Source organism: Pseudoalteromonas sp. APM04 (assembly GCF_022809815.1).
GTDB classification, from domain to species: Bacteria; Pseudomonadota; Gammaproteobacteria; order Enterobacterales; family Alteromonadaceae; genus Pseudoalteromonas; species Pseudoalteromonas marina.
Genome location: NZ_CP094441.1, coordinates 2,463,492 through 2,481,319, shown reverse-complemented (window position 1 = coordinate 2,481,319; position 17,828 = coordinate 2,463,492). Strand labels below are relative to the sequence as shown.

Genomic DNA, 17,828 nt, shown 5'->3' with positions numbered 1-17,828 from the left:
GATTTTAAAGTAATATTCGTATTACCCTATCATTATGGTAGACTAACGCCTAATTTTTGGCAGAGAGAATCGTCATCTTGTTACACATTAAGTCCGTCTCCTGCATCAAGCAAGAACGTTGTTTGTTTGCGGACCTTAATTTTAGCCTTAAAAGCGGTCAAATCATGCAATTAGCGGGTCCAAATGGGGCTGGTAAAACATCGTTATTGCGTATCATCGCTGGCTTTTCTGCGCCTGATGAAGGCGAGGTTTTGTATCAAGAACGCTCAATAAATAAATACTATGAAGAGTTCGCCCACGACTTACTTTTTATAGGCCACAAAACGGGTGTTAACATTCAGTTGAGCGCTGTTGAAAATGTACGCTTTTGGTTACGGATCAACGGTTATTCAAATGAGCCTGACCTTTACCCAATTTTAGCAAAACTAGGCTTGGTCGGTCTTGAAGATGTGCCTGTTAGAATGCTGTCGGCAGGCCAGCAACGACGAGTTGCATTAGTTAGACTTTGGCTAAGCGACGCAAATTTATGGGTGTTAGACGAGCCATTTACTGCGCTCGATAAAAGCGGTGTTGCGTTTTTGCAGCAGCGATTTACTCAACATCTAAATAATAATGGCGCCATATTATTAACTACCCACCAAGACCTAACTACTCACTTTAGTGATTTACAAACAATCACATTGGAGTACCGCCACTGATGACTCGTCAACACTCTTATTGGTTACTATTCAGTGCGGTTTTTACTAAAGATATAAAGCTTGCTTTTCGCCAGCGAGCTGAAATTGTAAACCCAATATTGTTTTTTTTAATTGTTATTTCTTTGTTTCCGTTAGCAATAGGTCCTGAGCCCGGTCTGCTTGCTAGAATGGCGCCCGGTATCATTTGGGTTGCAGCTTTACTCTCTACCATGTTGGGCTTAGATAAACTGTTTAGAGATGACTTTAATGATGGGTCTCTTGAGCAGTTAATTGCCTCATCGTACCCATTGTCACTTACAGTGCTTTCAAAAGTGGCTGCACATTGGGTTGTGACGGGGTTGCCCCTTGTATTAATGACCCCGTTATTCGCGTTATTACTTAATTTAGATAGTAATGCGCTCCTGGCCACTGTTTTAACGTTATTATTGGGTACACCGTTATTAAGTTTTATTGGTGCAATAGGTGCTGGGCTTACTGTTGGGCTACAAAAAGGGGGTATTTTGATGAGTTTACTCGTACTGCCTTTGTATATTCCTGTTCTAATTTTTGCAACGTCGGCTATCGATACCAGTGTTATGTCGCTGGATTATAGCGGGCAACTTGCCATCCTTGGTGCTATGTTAGTCATTGCTATTATTAGTGCACCAATCGCCATATCGTCAGCTTTAAAAGTGAGTATAAGTTAATGTGGAAGTGGTTACATCCCTATGCTAAAGCAGAGCGTGCATACCAGTTATGCAATACGTTACTGCCTTATTTTGCCGTAGTTACGGTTGTTAGTATGCTCGTTGGTTGGGTGTGGGGGCTTGGTTTTGCACCTGCCGATTACCAACAAAAAGACAGCTACCGTATCATTTTTATTCACGTTCCTTCTGCCATTTTATCAATGGGGGCATATTCCTCTATGGCCATTGCTGCCATTGTTGCGCTTGTATGGCAACTCAGAAACGCAGAACTTGCCGTTATAGCAATTGCACCAGTTGGCGCATGTATGACTGCAATAGCACTTATAACCGGGGCTGCATGGGGTAAACCTATGTGGGGCGCTTGGTGGGTGTGGGATGCACGACTCACATCGGAGCTTATTTTATTATTTTTATATTTGGGCGTAATTTCGTTATACCACGCTTTTGAAGATAAAAAGTCAGCGGGCCGCGCTGCATCTATCTTAGCGATTGTAGGGGTGATCAATTTACCAATCATTCACTTTTCGGTTGAGTGGTGGAACACCCTCCATCAGGGAGCAAGCATCACTAAATTTAATACCAATGCGGTCGACCCAAGCATGTTTTGGCCATTAATGGTAAATATTTTAGCCTTTGCAGCGTTTGTTGGCACAGTCACTTTAATTCGTCTTAAAAATGAAATTTTGCAACGTGAAAAGCATCGCCCATGGGTGCGCCAGTTGCTTAATAGGGGGTAATTATGCAGTTTGACTCTTTTTCTGATTTTATTGCAATGGGAGGCTATGGGTTTTATGTATGGCTTTCATTTGGCACATGCGCACTTATTTTACTGGGTATTTTAGTGAGCTCTTTAAGAGATACTAAGCATATTATGGCTTCAGTAGAGCAACAAATTGTGCGTGAAGAGCGTATAAAACAAGCCAAGCAGGAGCAAGCATCATGAACCCTAGACGTAAAAAACGCTTATTAGTGATTGTTGCTATTTTATTTGGTTTGGGTTCTGCCATAGGCTTAGTGCTTTATGCTTTACAAGAAAACATAAACCTATTTTATACCCCAAGCGAATTGATTGATGGCAAAGGCCCAAACAAAGAAAAACCTTTTATTGGTCAAAAGCTTCGTATTGGTGGCATGGTAGTCCCAGGATCTGTTGAAAGAAACGAGCAAAGCTTAGAAGTGAGTTTTAAATTAATTGATACAGGTCCATTAGTGACTGTGAAATATCAGGGAATATTGCCTGATCTGTTTCGTGAGGGGCAGGGTATTGTTGCGCAAGGTGTTTTAATTGAGCCTAATGTCATTGAAGCGTTTGAAGTACTGGCCAAGCATGATGAAGAATACATGCCTGCAGAAGTTGCTGAAGCGGTTAAAGGTATTAAGCATGAAAAACCAAAATACAACTTAGATAGTGGTAATTAGCTATGATCCCAGAAATTGGTTATTTTTCTTTAACGCTTGCCATGGTGCTGAGCGTTTTATTATGTATTTTTCCACTTTGGGGCGCGCATACAGGTAATCTTCGCTTAATGCGTGCTGCCCCCTCTTTAGCTATTGGTCAGTTTGCGTTTGTATTAATTTCGTTTGCTGCGCTTATTTACGCAAGTTTAACTGACGACTTTACCGTATCTTATGTGGCGTATCATTCGAGTAGCACACTGCCATGGTATTACAAAATAACATCGACTTGGGGCGGCCATGAAGGAGCAATATTGCTTTGGTTAGTGATGCAAGCAGGATGGACTGCTGTTGTTGCTGCTCGCTCAAAGTCATTACCTTGGGTTCTACGTGCCCGTGTTTTAGGCGTGCTTGGTTTTTTAGGTGTTGGTTTCATGATGTATACCTTACTATTATCAAGCCCATTTGAACGTTTACTTCCTTATTTTCCGGTAGAAGGGCGAGATTTGAATCCGCTTTTACAAGACCCCGGTATGATCATTCACCCGCCATTACTTTACATGGGTTATGTTGGGCTATCGGTTGCTTTTTCGTTTGCTATTGCAGCACTTTTAACAGGTAAGCTTGATAACACGTGGGCTAAATGGTCACGTCCGTGGACAATGACCGCGTGGGGTTTTTTAAGTTTAGGTATTACTATTGGCAGTTGGTGGGCTTATGCAGAGCTTGGCTGGGGTGGCTGGTGGTTTTGGGATCCAGTAGAAAACGCGTCCCTTATGCCTTGGCTTGTTGCAACCGCTTTACTTCACTCGCTAAGCGTGACAGAAAAGCGCGGCATTTTTAAATCGTGGACCGTATTACTGGCAATTGCAGCATTTTCGTTAAGCTTGCTGGGAACGTTTATTGTGCGTTCAGGTATTATTGTATCAGTTCATGCGTTTGCAACTGATCCCGACAGGGGCCTGTTTATACTCGCCTTTTTAGGAATAGTTGTTGGCGGTGGTTTAGCGCTTTATGCATTACGCGTATCGCAAGTTCACAGCGAAGGACGCTACAAATTTGTATCGCGCGAAGTGGCATTGTGGCTAAACAATATCTTTTTAGTTGTGGCGACCTTAATTGTATTATTGGGTACTTTATTGCCTATGGTGCACAAAGAAATGGGCTTAGGCAGTATTTCTATAGGTGAACCGTTCTTTAATAAAATGTTTGCAATACTACTTGTGCCATTTGCTATTTTAATGGGCATTGGTCCTTTTTTACGCTGGAAGCAAAACAAATGGGCGTTTTTGCAAAATAAAATTGTTGTAGGTATTTTGGCCAGTGTGGCGATTACTTGTGTATGGTTGTTCTCAGCTTACGACGAAGTGACACCACTTACGCTATTAGCAACAACGCTGGGTGTGTGGGTTGCTGTTTCAACCTTGATTGACATTTACACTAAAGCCGCAGTGCATGGCACATTAAAAGAAGGGTTAAAACGCTTAGGTGTTAGTTATTGGGCAATGGTGCTAGGCCACATAGGTATGGCATTTGTTATTGCGGGTGTTGCGTTAACCTCTGCGTATTCTGTTGAGCGTGATGTATCGATGAAGCAGGGCGATATAGTGCAGCTTAATCAATACAACTACCGCTTTGAAGGTGTTAAAACAATCCGTGGACCTAATTACAGTGGCCATGCTGGTGTTGTTACGGTGCTAAAAAACGATGATGTAGTCACTCGTTTATACGCCGAAAAACGTAAATACGATATTGGCATGCAATTTATGACAGAAGCCGCCATTGATGCTGGCTTTACACGTGATTTATACCTTGCTCTAGGCGAGCAATTAAGCCAAGGGGCTTGGTCGCTCCGCATATACCACAAGCCGTTTGTGCGTTGGTTATGGATTGGTGGTGTATTAATTTCACTTGCAGGGTTTATGATTTTGTTTGATAAACGTTACCGTACATCTGCAAAAACAGCTCGAAAAGCAGCAGCGGAGAGTGTGTTATGAACCGTAAATTGTTAGCCATAGCGCCTCTTTTAGTATTTGCTTTTGTGTGTGTGTTTTTATACCAAGGTTTATTTGCAAACCCACGCGAAATACAAACTGGGCGAATAGGCCATGAAATGCCTGCTTTTACGCTTCCTGATTTAATGCAAGACAACAAGCAATGGACCAACGAAGCGTTAAAAGGCGAGGTATATTTACTAAATGTATGGGGCACTTGGTGCCCAACCTGTTTAGCTGAGCTGGGCTACTTAACAAAGCTGCGAGAGCAAGGCGTTAAAATTATTGGCTTGTATTATGTGCAAGGTTACGACGCCGACTTTGATGGTCCGTTTGACATGCAAGCACTACGTACTGAAGTACAAGATATGCTTGAGCGTGCGGGTAACCCTTATCAGTTTAATATTTTGGATTTACATCGAACGCTGTCGTTAGATTTGGGTGTGTCGGGTGCGCCAGAAACATTTTTAATCGATAAAAACGGCACTATTTTGCTACATCATACCGGTGATATTAATCCGCGAGTATGGCGTTCTAAATTTGCACCTATGATGCAGGAGCTAAAATAATGAAGTGGCTATTGTTTTCACTCAGCCTTTTACTGACTACGAGTGCATTAGCGCAGACTGATCGCTACGTATTTGATACCGATGAGCAAGCGGTTCGTTTTGAAGAGCTTACAAAAGAACTTCGTTGCCCTAAGTGTCAAAATCAAAACATTGCTGATTCTGACGCTATCGTTGCTAAAGACCTTCGTGAAAGAGTGGTAGAGCTAGTTAAAGAAGGCAACACCAAAGATGAAGTAATTGACTACATGATTGACCGCTATGGTTACTTTGTTCATTACGACCCACCTGTGACCCCTGCAACACTGGTGCTTTGGGTATTGCCGGTATTAATTGTTATTGTTGGGTTTGGTTTTATTGTAATTCGTCAGCGTAAAGCGTCTGTAAAGCAGACCTGGAGCAACCAAGATGAAGTACTTTTAAATAAGCTAATTGAACAAAATAAACGTCAGGAGCAAAATTAAATGATTTTAATGTGGGCGTGTTTTGCTTTACTCACACTGATTGCACTGGCGTTTGTTATGCTGCCTTTTTTACAAAAAGAGCGTGTTAAAACAATTACTCACAACGCAAATGCCGAGCTTATAAGTATTTACGAACAACGTTTGGTTGATTTAAAGACCGATTTAGATAATCAACGTATAGATGATGCTAACTATTCTGAATCGATAGTTGAACTAAAACGCCGTTTGCTTAATGAGCTTTCACCAGAAAAATCATTAATTAGCAAAGGTAACAACCGTATTTTTGCCCTGACAGGCGGCGCATTTGTTATTGCACTAAGCGGTATTTTTTACAGTTTAACGGGTAGTCAACAGCAAATTTCAGCATGGCACGATGCCATGGATAACCTGACCGAATACGGTGAGCGCGCTGTAATGCAAAAAGGCGAGCAGCTTACTCAAAACGAGCTACAAGCATTTGCTCTGGCGTTACGCACCAAGTTAAGCCGTTCAGGCGATGATGAAATGGCATGGATGTTACTTGGTCGTGTTGCCATGTCACTGAATGAATTTGATATGGCTCAGCAATCATTTGATAAAGCACTGCGCATGAACCCTGATAATAAACAGGTGTTAATAAGTTACAGCCAAATTTTGCTACTTGAAGGCAGCGAAGCGAATATGACGCGTGCAGCGGGTATGTTGTCTAAAGTATTAAACGCAGAACCGACTAACTTAGATGCTATTTCGTTATTAGCGCTCATTGCTTACGAGCGAAAAGACTGGCCTCAAGCTAAAGCCGCCTTTGAAGTATTGCTAGCCAGTATGGAAAAAAATGATTCTCGCTATGGTTTAATATCTCAGCGTATTGCAGATATTGAACTGCAAATGCAAAGCGAAGGCTCGGTAATGCTAGTAACTAAAGCCAACAGCATTGCTGTTACCGTTAATGTTGCCAGTGAGCTTATAAATAAACTGCCTGAAAAGGGGACTTTATTTGTATTTGCAAAAGCGGCAAATGGTTCACCAATGCCGATTGCTGCTGTAAAACTCACTTCATATTCATTCCCTGTTACAGTTGAGTTAAACGATAGCACTGCCATGGTTGAAGGTATGAACTTGTCTAGCGCAGAAGATATTATTATATCGGCGCGTATTTCGCTTGATGACTCTGTTATGCCAAGTTCAGGTGAATTAGAAGGGCATTCTGGCTCATTAAAGCGTGAAAGTGTAAGTGAATACCAACTTAAAATAGATACATTAATACCTTAAGGACGAAAAATGTTAAGACAAAGTTTAGCTTTTTTAAGCTTTTTGATACTGGCCGGTTGTGCGCAAGTACCAGAAAGCAAAGTTGATGAAAGAGATCCACTGCAAAGTATTAACCGTCCGCTGTATGACTTTAATATGGATGTTTTAGACGCTTACATACTTCGCCCAGCAGCGGTTGGTTATGTTGCCGTGACTCCTGTGCCTGTGCGTCAAAGCATTGTTCACTTTACGGATAACCTAACTGCACCGGTTGATATGGTAAATGCGGGGCTACAGGGTAAACCGGGTAACGCAAGTGTAAGCCTTGCGCGCTTTTTAGTGAATTCTACCGTGGGCATTTTTGGTATTTTTGATGTAGCTAGCTCGCTTGGTTTAAATCGAGTAGATGAAGATTTTGGCCAAACAATGGGGGTGTGGGGCATTGGTGATGGTGCATACTTAATGCTACCTGCAATGGGGCCTACTACAGCAAGAAACTTAACCGGTGACGTAGTAGACAACTTTGTTTTGCCTGAAATTGCCTTAACTACGCCACAAACGGTGCTAGTATTTGCGTTAAAAGCGGTAGAAGCGCGTGCTTCATTAATGGCGCAAGAAGGACTTTTAAATGACTCACTTGACCCGTATTTATTTGTAAAAGATATTTATTTTCAGCGTCAGTTATTCGAACTTTACGATGGCAACCCGCCAATTAAAGAAGAGCCTGCCGACTTTGATGAAGACTTTTTAGAAAGTTTATAAGCCAAATCAAAATAAAAACGCCAGCTTAATGCTGGCGTTTTTTATAATATTGCTTAGCAAGTATTAGGTATTAACCATCAAGCTCATTTGCTCGTTCACCCAACTAAGTGCCTCGTGATACGCATCAGGTACTTTATCGGCAATATTAAGTGCTGTTGAAATGTCGTTTGCTTGTGACCAATCAGCCTTTTCGTAATGTTTAACAAGGTTCAAGTATTGCGCTAATAACCCCTCGTTATCTAACAGAGCTGCCTTAATATCGTTAGACAAAGGAAGCTTTTGCATCACGCTTTGCATACTTTCATCTAAAATGGCATCCATTAACGACATCATACCGGTTAAAAATGCCATGCCGGTGTCTTTCATTTGGCCATGTGAAATAGCTAACAGCTCACAAAAGCGAGCGCGTGTAAGTGATAGCCTAATTAACTCTACCGGTTTATCAGCCGATACTTGTGCAGCAAATAACAAAGAGAGAAGTTTTTTGATCTCTTGGGCACCTAAAACAATAAGTGCTTGTTTTATAGTGCTTATTTCAGCTCGCCGTGCAAAGGCTGCTGAATTTGAGTATCGGAGTAGTTTGTAAGATAGGTTTACGTCGCGCTCAAATACATCGGTGATTTTTTTTAGGTCCATCTCTACGCTTGACGTTTGGTAAAGTAATTCTGCAAGTGCCATTTCTGATGGTGGTAACGCTTTACTTTGTACCATTTCTGGTTTTGAAAAGAAAAACCCTTGAAAATAATCAAAGCCAAGTTCTAACGCTAAGCTATATGCTTCGTACGTTTCTACTTTTTCAGCTAAAAGCTTTATATGAGGGTGCGCCTTTAGCTCTTTTATAATGGTTTTTATTGTTGCTAAATCACACGTTAAAAAGTCGATTTTAATAATATCGATAAACGGATAAAAGTGGCGCCATACCGGCTGGTGAATGTAATCATCGAGCGCGATGGTGTAGCCTTTGTCTTTGAGATTTTTAACAATCGCAAGTAAACGTTTACCCGGTTGAATTGTCTCAAGTATTTCTACAACAATGGTGTCTTTACCTAACAGGGTAGGGTAACCCTTAAGTAAGGTTTCTAGTGTAAAGTTAATATAAGCGGGTTTGTTATCGGTTAAGTCTTCTAAACCAAAGTTAAACTGACTGCCTTCAATTAAGCGTGTAGTTGCTTCGTCACCATCTATATTGGGAAATACATTATCTACGCCATCACGAAATAAAAGCTCATAACCAATAAGCTCTTTATCACGATTTAAAATAGGTTGGCGCGCAGCATAAAAATACATAAAAAAATCCGTGTCAGTCGAGTCAGTCGCTATTGTAATAATATATTAGAAAACATACAAAATAGCATGCTGTATATTTTACTAAATAATAAAATATCATTATTAAATAAAAGCGTTTGGCTATTTTTTAGCAATTGTTTTCAACATGATTATTTTTAAACTAAGAAAATACAACAAATAGAGATTTTTGTTACAAGCATGATATAGTCCGAAGGAATGCTTTTATCCTAATAGTGACTTTATTATAAAATTTTAAGAGTCAATATTCGGATCAAAAGCCTGCTACTTTTAATTGTTTTATGGAGGCGAATTTGGAAACAGGAATGATCATTTCATTGTCACTATATTTTGTTGTTATGTTAGGTATTGGTTTATATGCCTATAAGCAGTCAACAAGTGATGTTTCTGGTTATATGCTGGGTGGTAGAAACTTGTCGCCAAGTGTTGCAGCACTCTCAGCGGGTGCTTCAGATATGAGTGGCTGGATTTTAATGGGGTTACCTGGCGCCATGTTTGTTACTGGCTTAAGTAGCACATGGATTGCATTTGGTTTAATTGCCGGTGCATGGTTAAACTACTTTTTAGTCGCGCCGCGTTTAAGGGTTTACACTGAAAAAGCGAATGACTCTATTACCATCCCTGATTACTTTTCTAACCGATTTAACGATGAATCAAATTTACTCCGTGTTGTGTCGGCTGTTGTAATTATTGTGTTCTTCACACTGTATACCTCTTCAGGTGTTGTTGCCGGTGGTAAACTATTTGAAAGCTCATTTGGCTTAAGCTACGAAATGGGGCTATACATCACAACGGGTGTTGTTGTTTTGTATACACTCTTTGGTGGCTTTTTAGCGGTTAGCTTAACTGACTTCGTGCAAGGCTGTATTATGTTTATTGCACTTATTTTAGTACCCGCTGTAGCTTACTCTTTATTAGAGCAACCACTGCAGTCAACCCTAAACAGTGTTAATCCAGACATGCTAAGTTGGATAGGCGCAGGGTCTGCGCTAGGTATTATTTCAGCAATGGCGTGGGGCTTGGGTTACTTTGGTCAACCACATATTATTGTTCGCTTTATGTCGGTGCGCAGTGTTAAAGATATGCCAACAGCACGTCGTATTGGTATGTCTTGGATGATTGTCGCTGCAATTGGTGCGGTAGGTACGGGTATTTTTGGTGCAGCATACACTTATGAAAACAATATAGTTGTGGATGATCCTGAAACTATATTCTTGATCCTGTCAGAGCTGTTGTTTCACCCACTTATTGCTGGCTTTTTACTTGCAGCAATATTAGCTGCAATAATGAGTACAATTTCATCTCAGCTATTAGTAAGCTCAAGCTCACTAACTGAAGATTTTTACAAAACATTTTTACGTAAAGAAGCCAGTGACGCAGAGCTTGTACTAGTAGGGCGCATTAGTGTGTCTATTGTTGCAATACTTGCTATTTACCTCGCATACGATAGAGACAGTTCTATTTTAGACTTAGTGAGTAATGCATGGGCTGGCTTTGGTGCTGCATTTGGCCCGCTTGTATTGTTTAGCCTTTACTGGAAACGTATGAACTTTGCGGGTGCGCTTTCAGGTATGGTTGTGGGTGCAGTTACTGTTTTACTATGGATTTACGGCCCATTCACAATCAACGGTGAAAGTTTAAGTAGCGTAATGTACGAAATTGTCCCAGGCTTTATACTTGCAAGTATTGCTATTGTAGTTGTAAGTTTAGCAACCAATGAGCCTAACTCAGATATAACAACGTTATTTGATGAAGTTGAAAAAGAGCTTTAATTAATATTCGTTTTTATAAAAGCTATAAAAAAAGGGAGCAACTAAGTTGCTCCCTTTTTATTTGCAAAATGTTTAGCTTGCTTGTTTGGCGTTGTTATCGTCAATAGATGCAACGTTATCTGATTTTTTATTTTTACTTGCCGCTTTAGTCGTAGGCTCTTTGGCACCTTTAAGTACCGACATAAAGTCGTCTTTACTTTTTGCTATTTCTAACGCAAGCGATTCTATTTGTTGCTCACTCAATGGCACGTCTACTTTTTCTAGCATCAGCTCAAGTGATTCTGCTATGTCTAGCATTTTGTCATAGGCATCAGCTTCTTTTTTAGTAGTAAACGTCATACGCTCGACTCCGTTTCGTTCTACAACATATTTAACAACAACAGCCATGATTTCTCCTGCAAACTTGCTTGGCACTGTGGTTTATAAAAAACCATAAGATTACTGTTTTTATATACAGTAAAGGTTTGCAAGTAAATATGCAAGCGCAGAGTTGTAATTTTTAAGTGTCTTAAATTTGACAAAAAACGGTAACTTAACTTTATTTAATATATCACTTGGTTGTACCAGCTGCATTTTAAGGATTTCGGATAAAAGTGATAATGCATTTAGGTACTTCCAAAGTGGCTAGCCTCGCGTTTGTCATTTATGGTCTTCCCTAATAATTAAAATAAATATGTTCTAAAATGGACAATAAGGACGAATAAATGAAAATATTTAAACTTTTACTTATAGCAAGTTTGCTAAGTATCCTACCCATTACTACCTCTTACGCGCAATTACCTGAAGTGAGCAAATCTATGTCTCCCATCGAAGCGGTAAGTATTAATGATGCAGATGCAAAAATGTTGGCTAAACTTCCTGGAATTGGTAAAAAGAAAGCACAAGCAATAGTAAATTACCGAGATGAAAATGGTTCATTTACAAGCCTTGAGGACTTGGCCAAAGTGAAGGGGATTGGCAAAAAAGTAATGGGTAAGTTAGAAGGAAAAGTTAAACTTTAGCAAAAGGGCGCTAAGCGCCCTTTTCATGTTGTTGTAGTGCTTCTTCTAAGTTTTTTCTGGCAAAATTTATATCGACCGGAGCGGTTAATAACGGATAAAAAAGCCCTCCGAGTATTAAAAAGGGAATGATTATCCAACCTTCAAAAAGTGTAAATATTAAAAACAACGGGCTTAATAGCAATATCTTTATAATACGCAGTAATACACGGTCGGTAGGTGACAGCATTGATAAAGACCGTGCTATAACAAGCTGTCTCTCGCGTATTTTTAAATGTTGCAACTGTTTAAGTTGGCTAGAAAAAAAGGTAAACATAATTATTAAACCGTTCTTTTTAGTATTAAGCGACTACCTAATACAATAAAAAATGTTAGAGCGAATAGCCCAAAAATAATTTCCATCCAAGCCGGCATACTGAGCGATAAAAACTCCCAATCTATGTTACCGCAATCGCCAGTGGCTTCAAAAAAGCTCGGTATCCATTCATGCAGCGGCATAAACGATGGAAAGTTAGGCTCAAACTCGCAGCTAAACGCAAACGGATCTGTTGTTGTTTGCATATCTATGTGCTCACGGGCAATTAAATACCCCCAAATGCTCGATACTCCCCAAGTAATGTAAGCAACTATACGCATTATTTTACTTTGTGGATTAATTGACCCAACAATACCCGCGCCAAGTAATCCTAATACCGCGGTACGTTGATAAATACACATAATGCAGGGCGCTAACCCCATTTTATACTGAAAAAACAATGCAGTTACTTCTAGCATAAAAACAATCGCAGTGAATAAAAGCCAAGGTGTTCGTTGAGTCGGTAAATGCGCAAGCCAGTTCATAAAAAGTCCGCTAATAAATAAGGCGTTAGATTATGACGCACGAAAAAGTACGCGGCAACAAAAAGAGGTATATAAAAAAGTTTTATAGATATCCTCCAAATATTGTTTCAGTATTCTAAATGGCTATACTGAAATACTTTGTGATATGTTTTTATGCATATTGTGGTTTTGATGGATTTACATTCTTACTACTGGAAAATATGTGCTTTGTCCATTTGTTCCCTCATGGCGGGTTTTACGCTAGAAAATTTTGCTTAATGGGCTAACAACCCCGTTTGCCCCTTGCTGTAAAACATGAGTGTAAATCCGCGTGGTTTTAACATCTGTATGACCTAACTGAGCTTGCACCGTTCTTATATCTGCTCCACTTTGTAATAAGTGTGTTGCAAAAGAATGACGAAAGGTATGAGGCGTCACAATCTTTGTAATATTGGTTTGCTTTAATGCCTTTTTAACCGCTTTCCTAACACATGTAGGATGGAAGTGATGACGCCGTATCTCGCCAGTTTCTGGATCACTACTTAATTTATAGGAAGGAAATAAGTATTGCCACGCGAGTGATTTGTTAGCTGACGGATACTTACGAGCTAAAGCGTTTGGCATCCATACGCCTGCATATTGTTCGTTTTGTAAATCTAATTGCAAATATTCTTCAACTTGCATTATTTGATTTCTAAGTAACGGGAGTAACTCAGTTGCAAGTGTAACAATACGATGCTTATTGCCTTTCCCGTTCCAGATTTGAATACATTTATAATCAAAATCAATGTCTTTTACTCGCAGTTGCACAGCTTCCATCACTCGCAGGCCGCTACCATACATCAACCCCACGATTAAGTAATATCGCTTAGATAGATGAATCATCAATTGTTTGACCTCATCGGGTGTCATTACAACAGGTAATTTGGGTTGTCGTTTACTTCGAGCAAAGTTCAAGTTTAACGAAAGTTCATTTTTGACAATATGTTTATATAAAAAAGCTAGCGCATTTAAAGCTGCACTTTGTGTTTTAGCTGACATGTTACGTTTTAATACAAAATGGTCCAAAAACGCTTCGACTTCTGAATTTCCCATTGAGCTTGGGTGGCGTTTGTTGTGAAAGTGAATAAAGTTTGTGATCCAACTCAAATAAGCATTAATAGTTCTTAGTGAATACTGTCGAGTGAGCATATAGTCCGCAATGTAATTTAAATACGCAGAACGAGTTTTCATTTTCAATCCATCGAATTGATGCTGTATGTATATACAGTTTTAGCTCAGTCGCTCGCATAGTCAAGAAAACGACCCAGTCGCTCGTTTTATACTGAGAAGAAAACGCGCATGTATGAATTTTAATAACACTGGCAATTAGTTGGCAAGTTTGTTAAAAATAAACCAATAAGAAAACGAGCTACGCTGTAGTAGAAATTCGCGCGATTAGCTCGCTATAAACATGTTATGTTTTAGGGAGAGTTATGCGTAAATCTGCAGGACATGATGGCTTTTTACTTGCGTTCGCTCCTGAGCAGTGGGACGCAGTTAAAAAGTTCGGAACGTTCAAATACAAACCTCTGCAAGATAACTTCTACTTTACTAGGGGAATAAGTACGACAAGTCATCACCTTGAAAAGTTTAGGGTGTTGGCAGAGTTGGGTAATGATTTGATTCCTGGCTTTGACCATGATGCAAAAGAGTTAAACTCTAATGGTTACAGCCCTGCGAAATTCTCCAGAAAATTTGCCGCGGTTGCTGAATGTAGTATCAATGAGCTGTATGCAGCACTTGATGGTATGAAAGATGTAATATTTTCTGTGTATAAAGATGTTCAAGGAGTTCAGAAAAAATCTACGAGCAAACTTTTTACAAAAGCCAAAAGTAATGATTATGGGGAAGGTTTTCCAGATGAAATCAAAGAACTTTTAGCCGCTGCTCATGACGACTGGTTTTTAAGATTGAGGAAGTACAGAACTGAATTCACACATGGTAGCTTAGGCTCTTGTAGCAAAGATCGTGATACTAATAAAATTTCATATATGCATACTGGTCTTGGCGAAGCTACTAAGGCATTGGTAATAGAAGATTTTATTGATTACATTAATACTACATATAAAAGTTGCTTGTTGCTTCAAGAAGAAATATTTGAGTTTTTGTACCGTGAACTACCCTTAGAGCCAACACAGGTTTTATGCGGTTTCTTTACTGGTTTAGGGTATATGCGCAGTATTCAACCAGATAATGAATTAACTATTCACAGTGGCATATGTAAATCAACACACTATGATACTCAGTGCCCAATTAGAGAAAATTGTGGGGCTTACCAACGAGCTAAAACATAACAACACGCCCTGAGGTGGACGACTAGTAAAATTTAGCTATTAATTGCAAATTTTAAAAGTGGTGAGCCTCTGCGTTTCAATGCTGCTAAATACGTCGATTCATCGTAGGGTGTATTCGTTTTCCAACACCTAAATACAATCCTTATCCATTTAAATGCCAGTGATCTAATAATGCTGTTATGCGGCTTACCCTTGGCTTTTTGTTGCTCATAATACGCTTTAGCCCAAAATGAATAACGAATAGAAAAGCCTGCCCATTCTACAAATGTTTGCCTTAAAAAAGTGGGGCAACTATAACGCCAATGCGTCCACATTTTTTGACCACTGCGCTCAATAACAGGCGCTATACCAGCGTACTTTTGAAGTTCTGCAGCATCATTGTAACGCGCACGATTACTCCCAAAAGCAACAAGTAAACGTGGGGCGAGTTGTGGACCTGCGCCGGGTAAGCTATCAAATATCTTTTTATCCTGCTGGGCTTTATAAGCCGATTTTATTGCTTTATCGAGCTTTTCAATGCCCTTTAATAACACTTTAAATTGCGTGATAAGCACTTCAACGAGCATTTGATTAGGTACAATTACTCCTTCGTCCAGAGTTAATGGCATCGCATTTTTAATACTGTCTAGTCGTGCATTATTAACCGTGCAATAGTGTGAATTATGACTCTCAAAAAAGTCGAGTAAGGTCTGTTTTCTTGCTTTTTTAACCGCAGTGAGTGATGGCCATTTCTGAATGAAGTCGCAGAATATATACGTGTCCTTTTCTTTAAACCATTCAAGTGCCTGCGGGTAATAATTCTTTAATGTCGCCGTTATTTTATTGGATAAATCGACACTGTCTTGCACTAAACTTCGGCGATATTCAACAAGCTGAGACAGCGTTCGCATAGCTGCTGACTCGGGCTCAATGACAGAGAGCTTATCCATGTGTAACTTAAGAATTTCAACTTGCAGAAAGGCATCTGATGGGTCATCTTTTGCGCCACTGGGCGTAAAAGCCTGGCGATATTTAGCAACAGCACAAGGATTAACGGTGAATAAAGTAAGGTGGTCGTATTTAGCTAATGCATAAATAAGCGGGCCTTTTTTAAGTTCGCAAACAATCGCTATTTTCTGGTCTGGATAACGCTGTTTAATATCCATAGCCCATTCATGCAACGCTTCAGGTCTGTGTTTAACAACGGTGTAATGATATTTATTAGTGCTTGTTGGATGCTCACAAATATCATGTTTTTTATCGGCCCAATCAATGCCAATGAGTGCAGCAAAATTATCAACGTTATATGCTTTCATTTTATAGCGCCTACGGTTAAAGTTAAGGACGGAATGTGCTTAAATCTCGTTTCTCGCAGGTCTTATAGATAGTCTTGGTCGGCAATCCCTGAGTATGCGTTTTGAAATCGAGGTGCTCTGTTGGCTCGAACGTCTTGTTAAAAACATTGGATGTTCGTCATTCAATATTCGTAACCAACAGAAGCATATTCCACTTAATATAATAGTCAGTTACTTTTAAATTAAGTGGCTTGGTCGAACTATAAGTCATTTCAGCAGGACAATGCTCCTCACCCGTTTTAGTGGACACCTCCTCATCACTTTGAGGAGGCTAACATGCCTAGATATACCCAACCTAGAAAGACATGGTTTTACCCCGTTAATTTCAAAATCAAAGCAGTCGAACTAAGCTTACGAGACGATGTCATGTCAAAGGACGTTGCCGAGGCGCTGGATATTCATCCGTTAATGCTTAGTCGTTGGCGAAAAGAGTATCGAGAAGGTAAGTTTAAAAACACGCCGCGCTATCAAAGCAACAACAAAGCAATGAGTAAACTCCCAACAAAAAAAGAGCTAGATAACATTCAAAAGCTTAAGAAAGAAAATGAGCGTCTTAAGCAGGAGAATGACCTGCTAAAAAAGTGGCAACGGTATCTGGCGGAAGTACATCAGAACGATTTGGATTCATCCAAAAGTTCGGACAAGCCTTAGGCGTCAAATACTTGTGTTCTTGGCTTAATGTGTCGCGTAGTGGGTTCTATGCTTGGCGTGAGCGTACAGTGTCAGCTAGAGCGCTGTCAGATGCTAATTTGTTGCTTAAGATAAAACACGTCTTCAATGTCAATCATCAAACCTATGGTAGCCCACGCGTATTTCATGCGCTAAAAAAAGAAGGTGTAAACACAAGCCAAAAACGTGTTGCCCGCTTAATGCGAGAAAACGGTTTAAGAGCTAGGGCGCTTAAGACTTACAGTAAACCGGCGAAGGTTAAGTTCTTTTATAAAGAGATAGAAAATAAACGCAAAGATAGTGAAAAGGCCACAGCAATCAACCAACAGTGGTCTGGCGATATTACGTATTTAAAAGTCGGGGCTCGTTGGCATTACCTTGCAGTGGTTATCGACTTATATTCACGTCGAGTAATCGGCTGGGCATTTGGTAAAAACAAAACAACAGAGCTTACGTTAAAGGCGCTAAGGCTTGCGATAAAAAAACGACAGCCAACAGAAAGTGTATTATTTCACACAGACCGAGGCGCAGAATACCGTGCACACGTTGTACAAAAATATTTGGCTAGCAAAAACATCAAAGCCAGTATGAATAGGCCTGGGTGTTGTACTGACAACGCAGAAGTCGAGTCGTTCTTTCATTCGCTTAAAGCAGATTTAATTCGAGGAAATAAATTTGAGAGTAGCGGTAAACTATTATCAAAATTAAAGGTTTACCTAAATTATTTTTACAATAGACAGCGATTGCATTCGAGTTTAGGATATAAATCACCTGCCGAGTTTGAATCGGCAGTTAATTGA

Annotated in this window: 20 protein-coding genes; 14 read left to right on the top strand and 6 right to left on the bottom strand. The window is 39.9% G+C overall.

Annotation, left to right across the window (positions count from 1 at the left end):
- Positions 1–56 precede the first annotated feature (56 nt).
- The 10 genes from ccmA to MTP24_RS11460 are packed head-to-tail and all read left to right on the top strand — an operon-like array spanning position 57 to position 7,795.
- Entirely contained in the window at positions 57–698 is a 642-nt protein-coding gene (gene ccmA / locus MTP24_RS11505; RefSeq protein ID WP_336624182.1) for a cytochrome c biogenesis heme-transporting ATPase CcmA, read from the top strand.
- Entirely contained in the window at positions 698–1,384 is a 687-nt protein-coding gene (ccmB, locus tag MTP24_RS11500) for a heme exporter protein CcmB (RefSeq protein WP_243531272.1), read from the top strand. Before ccmA ends, ccmB begins: the two co-directional genes overlap by 1 nt.
- Positions 1,384–2,121: a heme ABC transporter permease gene (locus MTP24_RS11495; protein ID WP_008127600.1), complete on the top strand. Its 738-nt coding sequence runs from the start codon at positions 1,384–1,386 to the stop codon at positions 2,119–2,121. Before ccmB ends, MTP24_RS11495 begins: the two co-directional genes overlap by 1 nt.
- Before the next feature lie 2 nt (positions 2,122–2,123).
- Entirely contained in the window at positions 2,124–2,327 is a 204-nt protein-coding gene (ccmD, locus tag MTP24_RS11490) for a heme exporter protein CcmD (RefSeq protein WP_006791394.1), read from the top strand.
- On the top strand, positions 2,324–2,803 hold the full coding sequence (ccmE, locus tag MTP24_RS11485) for a cytochrome c maturation protein CcmE (protein ID WP_006791393.1): 480 nt from the start codon (positions 2,324–2,326) through the stop codon (positions 2,801–2,803). The genes ccmD and ccmE overlap by 4 nt, the downstream gene beginning before the upstream one ends.
- A gap of 2 nt (positions 2,804–2,805) precedes the next feature.
- Positions 2,806–4,776 carry a heme lyase CcmF/NrfE family subunit gene (locus MTP24_RS11480; RefSeq protein ID WP_008127604.1) on the top strand — a complete coding sequence of 657 codons (1,971 nt, stop codon included), beginning with the start codon at positions 2,806–2,808 and terminating at the stop codon, positions 4,774–4,776.
- A complete protein-coding gene (locus tag MTP24_RS11475) occupies positions 4,773–5,342 on the top strand; it encodes a DsbE family thiol:disulfide interchange protein (protein WP_006791390.1) in 570 nt (189 codons plus the stop codon). Before MTP24_RS11480 ends, MTP24_RS11475 begins: the two co-directional genes overlap by 4 nt.
- Positions 5,342–5,803 (top strand): cytochrome c-type biogenesis protein, encoded by a 462-nt coding sequence (locus tag MTP24_RS11470; RefSeq protein ID WP_006791389.1) that lies wholly within the window; start codon positions 5,342–5,344, stop codon positions 5,801–5,803. Before MTP24_RS11475 ends, MTP24_RS11470 begins: the two co-directional genes overlap by 1 nt.
- Entirely contained in the window at positions 5,804–7,054 is a 1,251-nt protein-coding gene (gene ccmI / locus MTP24_RS11465) for a c-type cytochrome biogenesis protein CcmI (RefSeq protein WP_243531269.1), read from the top strand.
- Positions 7,055–7,063: 9 nt separating this feature from the next.
- On the top strand, positions 7,064–7,795 hold the full coding sequence (locus tag MTP24_RS11460) for a VacJ family lipoprotein (RefSeq protein WP_008127611.1): 732 nt from the start codon (positions 7,064–7,066) through the stop codon (positions 7,793–7,795).
- A gap of 63 nt (positions 7,796–7,858) precedes the next feature.
- Here MTP24_RS11460 and MTP24_RS11455 read toward each other — a convergent pair whose 3' ends face one another.
- Complete coding sequence (locus MTP24_RS11455; RefSeq protein ID WP_010557079.1) at positions 7,859–9,082, bottom strand: HDOD domain-containing protein; 1,224 nt, start codon at positions 9,080–9,082, stop codon at positions 7,859–7,861.
- Between the two features lie 311 nt (positions 9,083–9,393).
- Here MTP24_RS11455 and putP point away from each other — a divergent pair, with 311 nt between their 5' ends.
- Positions 9,394–10,872: a sodium/proline symporter PutP gene (gene putP, locus MTP24_RS11450; RefSeq protein ID WP_008127617.1), complete on the top strand. Its 1,479-nt coding sequence runs from the start codon at positions 9,394–9,396 to the stop codon at positions 10,870–10,872.
- 72 nt (positions 10,873–10,944) lie between these two features.
- Here the strand turns inward: putP and MTP24_RS11445 are convergent, their stop codons facing one another.
- Positions 10,945–11,259, bottom strand: coding sequence for a YebG family protein (locus tag MTP24_RS11445; protein WP_008127619.1), 315 nt, complete (start codon positions 11,257–11,259; stop codon positions 10,945–10,947).
- Positions 11,260–11,576: 317 nt separating this feature from the next.
- Here MTP24_RS11445 and MTP24_RS11440 point away from each other — a divergent pair, with 317 nt between their 5' ends.
- On the top strand, positions 11,577–11,873 hold the full coding sequence (locus tag MTP24_RS11440; RefSeq protein ID WP_243531267.1) for a ComEA family DNA-binding protein: 297 nt from the start codon (positions 11,577–11,579) through the stop codon (positions 11,871–11,873).
- A 10-nt stretch (positions 11,874–11,883) separates the two neighbouring features.
- Here MTP24_RS11440 and MTP24_RS11435 read toward each other — a convergent pair whose 3' ends face one another.
- From MTP24_RS11435 to MTP24_RS11425, 3 genes are all read right to left on the bottom strand, one after another.
- The gene (locus MTP24_RS11435; protein WP_243531265.1) at positions 11,884–12,186 is read right to left on the bottom strand and encodes a DUF6170 family protein; all 303 of its coding nucleotides are present in this window, start codon (positions 12,184–12,186) and stop codon (positions 11,884–11,886) included.
- 5 nt (positions 12,187–12,191) lie between these two features.
- Complete coding sequence (gene dsbB, locus MTP24_RS11430) at positions 12,192–12,710, bottom strand: disulfide bond formation protein DsbB (RefSeq protein ID WP_243531263.1); 519 nt, start codon at positions 12,708–12,710, stop codon at positions 12,192–12,194.
- A gap of 240 nt (positions 12,711–12,950) precedes the next feature.
- Positions 12,951–13,922: an integron integrase gene (locus tag MTP24_RS11425; RefSeq protein ID WP_243531261.1), complete on the bottom strand. Its 972-nt coding sequence runs from the start codon at positions 13,920–13,922 to the stop codon at positions 12,951–12,953.
- A 242-nt stretch (positions 13,923–14,164) separates the two neighbouring features.
- Here MTP24_RS11425 and MTP24_RS11420 point away from each other — a divergent pair, with 242 nt between their 5' ends.
- Entirely contained in the window at positions 14,165–15,025 is an 861-nt protein-coding gene (locus tag MTP24_RS11420) for a hypothetical protein (protein WP_243531259.1), read from the top strand.
- 32 nt (positions 15,026–15,057) lie between these two features.
- Here the strand turns inward: MTP24_RS11420 and MTP24_RS11415 are convergent, their stop codons facing one another.
- A complete protein-coding gene (locus tag MTP24_RS11415) occupies positions 15,058–16,320 on the bottom strand; it encodes an IS110 family transposase (RefSeq protein ID WP_243531257.1) in 1,263 nt (420 codons plus the stop codon).
- A 315-nt stretch (positions 16,321–16,635) separates the two neighbouring features.
- Between MTP24_RS11415 and MTP24_RS11410 the strand changes: the two genes are divergently transcribed.
- A protein-coding gene (locus MTP24_RS11410; protein ID WP_243531255.1) for an IS3 family transposase occupies positions 16,636–17,828 on the top strand; the annotation gives its coding sequence in 2 pieces (ribosomal slippage) (positions 16,636–16,941 and positions 16,944–17,828; 1,191 coding nt in all).

Bases quoted from the DNA above. Each gene is read 5' to 3' on its own strand.
- MTP24_RS11455 (WP_010557079.1), bottom strand. From the start codon at position 9,082: ATGTATTTTTATGCTGCGCGCCAACCTATTTTAAATCGTGATAAAGAG.
- MTP24_RS11425 (WP_243531261.1), bottom strand. From the start codon at position 13,922: ATGAAAACTCGTTCTGCGTATTTAAATTACATTGCGGACTATATGCTC.
- ccmD (WP_006791394.1), top strand. From the start codon at position 2,124: ATGCAGTTTGACTCTTTTTCTGATTTTATTGCAATGGGAGGCTATGGG.
- ccmB (WP_243531272.1), top strand. From the start codon at position 698: ATGACTCGTCAACACTCTTATTGGTTACTATTCAGTGCGGTTTTTACT.
- ccmE (WP_006791393.1), top strand. From the start codon at position 2,324: ATGAACCCTAGACGTAAAAAACGCTTATTAGTGATTGTTGCTATTTTA.
- MTP24_RS11435 (WP_243531265.1), bottom strand. From the start codon at position 12,186: ATGTTTACCTTTTTTTCTAGCCAACTTAAACAGTTGCAACATTTAAAA.
- ccmI (WP_243531269.1), top strand. From the start codon at position 5,804: ATGATTTTAATGTGGGCGTGTTTTGCTTTACTCACACTGATTGCACTG.
- MTP24_RS11440 (WP_243531267.1), top strand. From the start codon at position 11,577: ATGAAAATATTTAAACTTTTACTTATAGCAAGTTTGCTAAGTATCCTA.
- MTP24_RS11480 (WP_008127604.1), top strand. From the start codon at position 2,806: ATGATCCCAGAAATTGGTTATTTTTCTTTAACGCTTGCCATGGTGCTG.
- dsbB (WP_243531263.1), bottom strand. From the start codon at position 12,710: ATGAACTGGCTTGCGCATTTACCGACTCAACGAACACCTTGGCTTTTA.
- MTP24_RS11475 (WP_006791390.1), top strand. From the start codon at position 4,773: ATGAACCGTAAATTGTTAGCCATAGCGCCTCTTTTAGTATTTGCTTTT.
- MTP24_RS11445 (WP_008127619.1), bottom strand. From the start codon at position 11,259: ATGGCTGTTGTTGTTAAATATGTTGTAGAACGAAACGGAGTCGAGCGT.
- MTP24_RS11470 (WP_006791389.1), top strand. From the start codon at position 5,342: ATGAAGTGGCTATTGTTTTCACTCAGCCTTTTACTGACTACGAGTGCA.
- MTP24_RS11420 (WP_243531259.1), top strand. From the start codon at position 14,165: ATGCGTAAATCTGCAGGACATGATGGCTTTTTACTTGCGTTCGCTCCT.
- MTP24_RS11415 (WP_243531257.1), bottom strand. From the start codon at position 16,320: ATGAAAGCATATAACGTTGATAATTTTGCTGCACTCATTGGCATTGAT.
- MTP24_RS11460 (WP_008127611.1), top strand. From the start codon at position 7,064: ATGTTAAGACAAAGTTTAGCTTTTTTAAGCTTTTTGATACTGGCCGGT.
- MTP24_RS11495 (WP_008127600.1), top strand. From the start codon at position 1,384: ATGTGGAAGTGGTTACATCCCTATGCTAAAGCAGAGCGTGCATACCAG.